Below are 3,500 nucleotides of genomic sequence, written 5' to 3' on the forward strand. Positions count from 1 at the left end.
TCCGCGATTGTCTTTCTCAGCTCCCGCGGTGTCAGCTCAGTGGTATCCACCACGTTTTGGCTGAGGTTTTTCAGAGGGGCCAGGAGCTCCCGTTCCAATTTAATGCCATCCAAAATCCGGCCGTCAGCAGCCAGCGGATGGCTGCGGCGGGTCTCCTTATAGCGGGCCACCAATTCCTTGTCAGCCGCATCCAGAAAGAGAATCTTAAAGTCAATCTCCTGATTGGCTTCCAGCTCATCCAAAATCCCCTGAATTTCCAGAAAGAAAGACCGGCTCCGCATATCCACTACCAGGGCCAGCTTATCATTGTCCGTCGTCCCCTCCACCAGCTGCAGAAATTTGGGCACCAGAGTCGGCGGCATATTATCAATGGTAAAATAGCCCAAGTCTTCAAAGGACTGGATTGCCACAGTTTTCCCCGCTCCGCTCATCCCTGTCACAATCACCAGTTGAATTTTATTCTCTGACATACATCATACTCCTTTTCTTAAAAAAGAAGAGGGGCTTCCTCCTCATTTTTTATTTAGACGATTTCGGCAATGACCTCAATCTCAACCTTGACATCGCGCGGCAGACGGGCTACTTCCACTGCTGAGCGAGCAGGAAACTCGCTGCTGAAAGCGGTCTTGTAGACTTCGTTGAAAGGAACAAAGTCATTCATATCGCTGAGGAAGCAGGTCGTTTTGACAACATGGTCAAAGTCAGTTCCCGCTGCTTCTAAAATCGCATGGATATTGGCCAGAACCTGTCTGGTCTGCTCTTCAATGGTGCTGCCGATGATTTCTCCTGTTTCCGGAGATAGGGGCACCTGACCGCTGGCAAAGAGAAGATTGCCGACGACCTTCCCCTGAACATAAGGGCCGATTGCTGCAGGTGCCTTGTCTGTGTGAATTGTTTTTGCCATAATCTCATTTCTCCTCATCGTTTTCCCCCATTATACCATAAAAGCAGGCAGCTGACCACGGCAGGCCTCTCCCCATTGACTTTTGGGCAAAATTTCTTTATGATAGAACAATATAGAAATCAAAACACTGTTTTGGACTGGTTCGAGAACTTCCCAGAATAAAAAACTAAGTCGCTTCGATTGCTGCAGCGGTGTACATGCGCTTGTTTTTTATTGTGGTTTTGTTGAAACAAAGCCATTTTTTCTTTGTTTAGAAAGGTTTACCGCAAGTGAAAAAGAGAAAAATCATCATTGACTGCGACCCCGGCATCGACGACAGCCTGGCCCTGCTCTATGCTATCCAGCATCCGGGCTTGGAGGTGGCTGCCCTGACGGTCACTGCAGGCAATGTTCCAGTTGAGCTGGGAGCAGACAATGCTTTTAAGATTCTGGAAAGACTGAACAGGCTGGATATTCCGGTCTATGCAGGTGCTGACAGACCCTTGGTCCGCGATTTTGTCTCGGCTCAGGACACCCACGGCATGGATGGTTTGGGCGACAGCAGCATTAAACGCCGCAGTACTGCTACCCTTCAGCCAGAGACAGCAAGCGATTTTCTGGCTGCCTATTTCCGGGAGCAGCAGGATACTTCCCTAATCGCTCTGGGACCTTTGACCAATATTGCTCTGGCTCTGAGAAAAAATCCTCTGCTGGGCCAGCATATGGAGCGCTTTGTCTGCATGGGAGGCAGCTACAAATCTCACGGCAACTGCTCACCCGTCGCAGAGTATAACTACTGGTGCGATCCGCATGCAGCTCAGGAGGTCTACCAAAAGCTGGGGAGAAAGATTGAAATGATTGGTCTGGATGTCACGCGCCAAATTGTCCTCACCCCCAACCTTCTGGAGTATATGCACTTCATCCAGCCGGAGGTCGCTGCCTTTGTCCGCACCATCACCCGCTTCTACTGGGATTTCCACTGGAAGTATGAGCATATCATCGGCTGTGTCATCAACGACCCGCTGGCTGTCGCTCATTTTCTCCACGAAGACCTCTGCCAGGGCTTTGATGCTTTTGTTGACCTTGCGACTGAAGGCCCTGCACTAGGGCAGACAGTGGTGGATGCTTATGATTTTTACCACCGCCCGGCCAACGCTTTTATCGCCCAAGAGGTCAGCTCTCAGCTCTTTTTCCAGGATTTTCTAGCTGTCATTTTAGAGGCACCTCAAGAAATGATTGCCCAAGACCTGCGCACACTACAGTTAGGATAGAAACATGAAAAAATTTTCACCTTATATCATCTCATTTGCTGCCATCTGCATCGCCCTCAACTATGTCGGCAGCACGCTGGCCCTGCTGCTCAAACTGCCCATCTATCTGGATACCTTTGGGACCGTCTTGGCCAGTCTGGTCCTGGGGCCTCTGGCCGGTGTGAGTATCGCTGTTCTAAGTGCTCTCATCAGCGCCTTTACGGCTGATATATCAGCCATCTACTTCTCACCAGTAGCCATATTGCTGGCTCTCTTGGTTTCCATTTTTTTCAAGAATCAGTCCAGGCCCAGCCTAAGCCTGCTGTGGAAATCCTTCCTTGTCTCCCTGCCGGCAACCATTCTGGCCTCACTGATTACCGTTCTGGTCTTTAAAGGCATCACCCCCAGCGGCTCCAGCCTTCTAGTGCAGGGCTTGCACGGCTTGGGGCTCGATCTCGTCAGCAGCACCGTCCTAGTGCAGGCTCTGACCGACTATGCCGACCGCCTCATCGTTATCGGAGTCAGTCTGCTGGTCCTGCCTCAGCTGAAAAAAATCAGCCCCCAGTTTTCTGCCAAGACCGGCAGAGTCTGAGCACTGCTAACCCGCTCTTATCTTTCTTTTCATTTTATAGTCTTTTAGTTTGCTGATAATTTCCCTTGAGTATCACTCTCCTGAATTGGGAAATAATACAGAGCAGCTGGCAAAAAATTCCCACAAATTTATCAGAAAAAGGAGCAGCCCTGAACATTTTTACAATTTGTTCAGGGCTGCTCTTTTTTATTCTTCTGATTGCTGCTCCAACTTTTCCCTTTCCAAACGCAGCTGACGCTTAGGATTGAGCTTGTTGAAGAGTTCTTCTAATTTCTCTGCATTCCAGACATCAGCTGCAGAGACAAAATTTCCGTTTTCATCGCGGAAAGATATTGGTTTATCACCCATGGACAATCCCCTTTTTTAAAATATCGTCATTTCGTTTATCTTGTATGACTTTGTTAGCTCGCCTTGCCCTGCTATTGACACTTCCTAGCGGTCTTTTTTTGGCAAGAGGCTGAGACAGACGCCCATTCAGCACCGACTGATCAAAGAAAATCAAAGCCTATAATCACTTAAGCTGGATGGACTGCAGCCTTAATCTACAAACTCAAACTCAAAACTGCCGATACGAACTACATCGCCGTCCTTGGCACCGCGGGCGCGGAGTGCTTCGTCAACTCCCATCCCCCGCAGTTGGCGGGCGAATTTCATAACCGCTTCGTCCCGGTCGAAGTTGGTCATGGTAAAGAGTTTTTCCAGCTTATCACCAGACAGTACCCAGGCTGCATCGTCATCGCGGGAAATGTCAAAGGCCGGCGCAGTTTCATCAAAG

At 49.5% G+C, this 3,500-nt stretch carries 6 protein-coding genes and 1 riboswitch; of the genes, 2 read left to right on the forward strand and 4 right to left on the reverse strand.

Annotation, left to right across the window (positions count from 1 at the left end; translation table 11 throughout):
- Together STRDD11_RS14405 and STRDD11_RS07795 are read right to left on the reverse strand one after the other, a co-directional pair.
- Positions 1–470: RNase adapter RapZ (locus STRDD11_RS14405; protein WP_277592770.1), on the reverse strand; the 470-nt coding region annotated here is incomplete at its 3' end.
- Between the two features lie 53 nt (positions 471–523).
- On the reverse strand, positions 524–904 hold the full coding sequence (locus tag STRDD11_RS07795; protein WP_128836861.1) for a RidA family protein: 381 nt from the start codon (positions 902–904) through the stop codon (positions 524–526).
- A gap of 131 nt (positions 905–1,035) precedes the next feature.
- Positions 1,036–1,080: riboswitch (PreQ1 riboswitch) on the forward strand.
- Between the two features lie 93 nt (positions 1,081–1,173).
- Here STRDD11_RS07795 and STRDD11_RS07800 point away from each other — a divergent pair.
- Both STRDD11_RS07800 and STRDD11_RS07805 read left to right on the forward strand, forming a co-directional pair.
- Positions 1,174–2,154, forward strand: coding sequence for a nucleoside hydrolase (locus STRDD11_RS07800; RefSeq protein ID WP_128836862.1), 981 nt, complete (start codon positions 1,174–1,176; stop codon positions 2,152–2,154).
- Positions 2,155–2,158: 4 nt separating this feature from the next.
- Entirely contained in the window at positions 2,159–2,725 is a 567-nt protein-coding gene (locus STRDD11_RS07805; protein WP_128836863.1) for a LytS/YhcK type 5TM receptor domain-containing protein, read from the forward strand.
- 186 nt (positions 2,726–2,911) lie between these two features.
- Here STRDD11_RS07805 and STRDD11_RS07810 read toward each other — a convergent pair whose 3' ends face one another.
- Entirely contained in the window at positions 2,912–3,073 is a 162-nt protein-coding gene (locus STRDD11_RS07810; RefSeq protein WP_128836864.1) for a hypothetical protein, read from the reverse strand.
- 189 nt (positions 3,074–3,262) lie between these two features.
- A partial coding sequence (gene cgtA, locus STRDD11_RS14410) for an Obg family GTPase CgtA (protein WP_241209368.1) occupies positions 3,263–3,500 on the reverse strand: 238 nt, incomplete at its 5' end.

Source organism: Streptococcus sp. DD11, assembly GCF_001578865.1.
GTDB lineage: Bacteria > Bacillota > Bacilli > Lactobacillales > Streptococcaceae > Streptococcus > Streptococcus panodentis.

What these genes read in the sequence shown, in the direction of transcription:
- STRDD11_RS07805 (WP_128836863.1), top strand. Translation starts at nt 2,159, where the DNA reads ATGAAAAAATTTTCACCTTATATCATCTCATTTGCTGCCATCTGCATC.
- STRDD11_RS07795 (WP_128836861.1), bottom strand. Translation starts at nt 904, where the DNA reads ATGGCAAAAACAATTCACACAGACAAGGCACCTGCAGCAATCGGCCCT.
- STRDD11_RS07810 (WP_128836864.1), bottom strand. Translation starts at nt 3,073, where the DNA reads ATGGGTGATAAACCAATATCTTTCCGCGATGAAAACGGAAATTTTGTC.